The following is a 3,925-nucleotide window of genomic DNA, read 5'->3' as shown; positions in this document are numbered from 1 at the left end:
CCCGGCCGGGTGAAGATCCAGTTCATGGTGAAGGGGAAGGGGAGCCAGTCGGTCTCCACCAGCCCGGCCAGGGGTTGGATGCCGTCCTTGATGTGATTGGGCGGCCCCTGGGCGATCATCGACCAGCCGGGCGGGGTGCGGAACAGATAGCCCGGGTGGAAGGTCAACACCCCGTGGCTGAAGTGCGACTTCACGAAGTGATGGAAGTCCGGATTGGGATAGTCAGGCGTGAGCTTGATGTCCTCCTGGAAGAGGCCGCCGTTCCATTCGGCGGTGAAGGCCATGGGGCACAGAATCTCCCATCCCGTGGTGTTGGCCATGCTGAGCGGCAGGCACCGATAGGGATGGCGATCGACAAAGCTCTCCATCCAGGCCCGCTGCGGCCGGCCGGGCACGATCTCCGGCGGGCGTTCGGCGGTGGGGTAGCACTCAAGCTCCATGGGGCGTCGTCTCCGGCCAGGGCCGCCCATCGGCCCGCACGCTCTGCTCTAGCGACGGGGGCGCGCCCTCGTCCAGTTTCCCGATGGCGCGGGGCCGACTATGGAGGGGCATGCTGCGCCGTGACGACCTGATCGCCTTCTTCGCCCGCCACCAGATCCCCCAGACGACCGTGGACCATCCGGCGGTCTTTCGGGTGGGTGAAGGGGAGGAGATCAAGGCCGGCCTGCCCGGCGCCCACACCAAGAACCTGTTTCTCAAGGACGCCAAGGATCAGCTCTGGCTGATCTCCGCCGCCGACAAGACTGAGATCGACCTGAAGCGTCTGCCGGCGGTCATCGGCTCGGCCAGGCTCTCCTTCGGGCGGGCCGAGCTCATGGAGGCGGTTCTGGGGGTGACGCCGGGATCGGTCACCGCCTTCGCCCTGGTCAATGACGCCGGGCGACAGGTCCGCTTCGTCCTGGACCATGTGCTGGCCCAGGCCGCGGACGTGAACTTCCATCCCCTGACAAACACCGCCACCACCCGGGTGGATCAGGCGGGGCTGCGCGCCTTCTTCCAGGCGGTGGGAGTCACCCCGATCATTGTGGACTTCGAGGCCATGGCGGTGGTCGAAGCATAATCCTTCCGTTGAAGCCTTCGCCCCATGCGACCATCTTAGGCCCCAGGCGTTGCCCCAGAAGCTTGAAGAGACTGCGATCACCATGAGCCTTATCGGAGAAACCTCCGCCCCCGCCGGCGGCCCGCTGGTGAAGGACGGCAGCGACGCGTCCTTCATGGCCGACGTCATCGAGGCCAGCCGCGAGACGCCGGTCATCGTCGACTTCTGGGCGCCCTGGTGCGGCCCCTGCCGGCAACTGGGTCCGGCCCTGGAAAAGGCGGTGAACGCCGCCAAGGGCAAGGTGCGGATGGTCAAGATCGACATCGACCAGAACCCCGCCTTCGCCGGCCAGCTGCGGGTGCAGTCCATTCCGGCGGTCTTCGCCTTCGCCGGCGGACGGCCCGTGGACGGCTTCATGGGCGCCCTGCCCGAAAGCCAGGTGAAGGCCTTTGTGGACAAGCTGGCCGCCATGGCGCCGGCCAGCGGCGCCGACGAGCTCCTGGCCCTGGGGCGCGAGGCCCTGGAGGGCGGAGATGTGGCCACCGCCGCCCAGGCCTTCGCCCAGGTGCTGCAGGGCGATCCGGAGAATGTGAAGGCCCTGGGGGGGCTGGCGCGCTGCTATCTCGCCGGCGGCGACGCCGAACGCGCCCGGGAGATCCTGGAGATGGCCGGCCCCGAGGCCAAGGATCCCGACCTGGACGCCGTGCGCGCCGCCCTGGCCCTGGCCGACGAGGCGCCGTCGGACGTCGCCGATTTCGAGCGGCGCCTCGCCGCCGATCCGGACGACCACGAGGCGCGCCTGGCGCTGGCCAAGGCGCTCGCCGGCCGCGGCCGGTTCGAGGCGGCCGCCGACCACCTGCTGCACATCATCGCGCGCGACCGCGCCTGGAACGACGAGGCGGCCCGCAAGCAGCTGCTGACCATCTTCGAGGCCGCCGGTCCCGGCTCGGAGGTGGCGCGCAGCGGCCGCCGTCGCCTGTCGGCCATCCTGTTTTCATAAAGTTCAGCCCGTGAGGTGAGACATGCCGGGCCCCCGGCGCTTGGCGGACCTTCCGCAGATCATTCCGGTCTTCCCCCTGGACGGCGCCATCCTGTTGCCCGGCGGCGACCTGCCCTTGCAGATCTTCGAGCCGCGCTATCTGAACATGGTGGATGACGCCATGGCCGGCGACCGGATCATCGGCATGATCCAGACAAGGGCCGGCGGAGAGCGGGCCCGCCCGGCCCTGACTGCGGTGGGCTGCATCGGCCGCATCACCAGCTTCGCCGAGACCTCGGACGGGCGCTATCTGATCACGCTCACCGGCATCTGCCGGTTTGACGCCGGGTCGGAGATCAATGCGCGGACCCCCTATCGGCAGCTCAGGGCCGACTATGGGCGGTTTGAGCGGGATATCTCTTCGGAGGATCAGGTCCTCGCCGAGCTGGACCGCCAGCGCTTCGCCCGGGCGCTGAAGCACTATCTCAACCGGCGCGATCTGGACATCGACGACGACACGGCGCTCACCGCCCCCCTGGAGCCCCTGGTCACCAGCCTGACCATGGGCCTGCCCTTCGAGCCGGCCGAGAAACAGGCCCTGCTCGAGGCCAGCGATCTGGACGAGCGGGTGAAGGCCCTCACCACCCTGCTGGAAATCGACGCCCTGGAGGACGACGACGACCCGCCCCATAGCCTGCAATGACGCGGTGAGGTAATCAGGCCCCATGAGCGCGCAAGACACCCCCGCCCAAGGCCTTCCGAGCCTGACCGCCGAGATCGATCCAAGGCTTCTGGAGATCCTGGTCTGCCCCTTGACGCAAGGGCCGCTGGACTATGACCGCGAGGCTGGCGAACTCATCAGCCGGCAGGCGCGTCTGGCCTATCCGATCCGCGACGGGGTGCCGATCATGCTCCCCGAGGAAGCGCGCGACCTGGAGGTCTAAAGCGCTTCCCCGCGCAGGAGCCGGGGCAGGTCGCCCAGGGCGCCGCCGGCCTGCTGCATGAACATCTTCCGCGCCGGCGGAATGCGTCCCACCACCGACATGCCCGCCCCCCGAGCCAGGCGCAGCACCGGATTGTCGTTGGAGAACAGGTGGACGAAGGCGTCCATGCCGGCGCTGAGAACGGCGGTGTCGAACCGCCGCCAGCGGGCATAGCGCTCCAGCACCGCTTCTGAGCCGATGTCCTCGCCCAGGCGGGCCGCATCGGTCAGCACCTCCGCCAGGGCCGCCACCCCCTTCAGTCCCAGGTTCAGACCCTGGCCGGCGATGGGATGCACCCCGTGGGCGGCGTCCCCCAGCAGGGCCAGACGCGGGGCGGTCAGGCGCTCGGCCAACTGCAGGGACAGGGGATAGGAGAAGACCGGGCCTTCCACCCGCGCCTCGCCCAGAAAGGCGCCGAAGCGGCGCATCAGATGGGCGTGGAAGACCTCCGGCCGGGCGTCCTTGAGCGCGGCGGCGCGGCGCGTGCTCTCGGTCCAGACCAGGCTCGCCCGATTGTCGGTGAGGGGCAGGATGGCGAAGGGGCCGCTGGGCAGGAAATATTCATGCGCCACCCCCTCATGGGGCCGGTCCAGGCGCACCGTGGCCACCACCCCGGCCTGGCCATAGTCCCAGCCGATGACCCCGACGCCGGCCGCCTGGCGCAGGACCGAGCCGCGGCCCTCCGCCCCCACGGCCAGGGGCGCGCTGAGGGTGCGTCCATCGGCGAGCGTCAGGCTCGCCCCGGCCTTGCCGAAGGCGGCGCCCGCCACCTTGGCCGGCGCCAGGACGGGAATGGCTGCGGCCTCCACGGCCTTGGACAGGGCCGCGCGGATCTGGCGGTTCTCCAGCAGATAGCCCAGGGGCTCGCCCTCGGACCGGTCGGCGATCTCGGCGGAATCGAAGCGCAGATGGAAGGGCAGGGGG

Annotated in this window: 6 protein-coding genes; 4 read left to right on the top strand and 2 right to left on the bottom strand. The window is 69.7% G+C overall.

Going from position 1 to position 3,925, the window contains the following annotated elements:
* Positions 1 to 440, bottom strand: a 440-nt coding sequence (locus V7D28_RS14355) for a DUF6065 family protein (RefSeq protein WP_333588067.1), incomplete at its 3' end; no start/stop codon positions are given.
* Between the two features lie 110 nt (positions 441 to 550).
* Between V7D28_RS14355 and V7D28_RS14350 the strand changes: the two genes are divergently transcribed.
* From V7D28_RS14350 to V7D28_RS14335, 4 genes are all read left to right on the top strand, one after another.
* Entirely contained in the window at positions 551 to 1,060 is a 510-nt protein-coding gene (locus V7D28_RS14350; protein ID WP_333588066.1) for a prolyl-tRNA synthetase associated domain-containing protein, read from the top strand.
* 82 nt (positions 1,061 to 1,142) lie between these two features.
* Entirely contained in the window at positions 1,143 to 2,039 is an 897-nt protein-coding gene (locus tag V7D28_RS14345; RefSeq protein WP_333588065.1) for a co-chaperone YbbN, read from the top strand.
* A gap of 22 nt (positions 2,040 to 2,061) precedes the next feature.
* Positions 2,062 to 2,721 (top strand): LON peptidase substrate-binding domain-containing protein, encoded by a 660-nt coding sequence (locus tag V7D28_RS14340; protein WP_333588064.1) that lies wholly within the window; start codon positions 2,062 to 2,064, stop codon positions 2,719 to 2,721.
* A 22-nt stretch (positions 2,722 to 2,743) separates the two neighbouring features.
* Positions 2,744 to 2,962 carry a Trm112 family protein gene (locus V7D28_RS14335; RefSeq protein ID WP_333588063.1) on the top strand — a complete coding sequence of 73 codons (219 nt, stop codon included), beginning with the start codon at positions 2,744 to 2,746 and terminating at the stop codon, positions 2,960 to 2,962.
* On the opposite strand, the gene V7D28_RS14330 is transcribed toward V7D28_RS14335, so the two are convergent.
* On the bottom strand, positions 2,959 to 3,925 hold a 967-nt coding region (locus V7D28_RS14330; protein ID WP_333588062.1), incomplete at its 5' end, for an FAD-dependent monooxygenase. The two genes, V7D28_RS14335 and V7D28_RS14330, sit on opposite strands and share 4 nt — an antisense overlap.

Source organism: Phenylobacterium sp., from assembly GCF_036723115.1.
Taxonomy (GTDB): Bacteria; Pseudomonadota; Alphaproteobacteria; order Caulobacterales; family Caulobacteraceae; genus Phenylobacterium.
The sequence above is the reverse complement of the archived record's forward strand: the minus strand, read 5'-3'. Positions and strand labels throughout refer to the sequence as shown.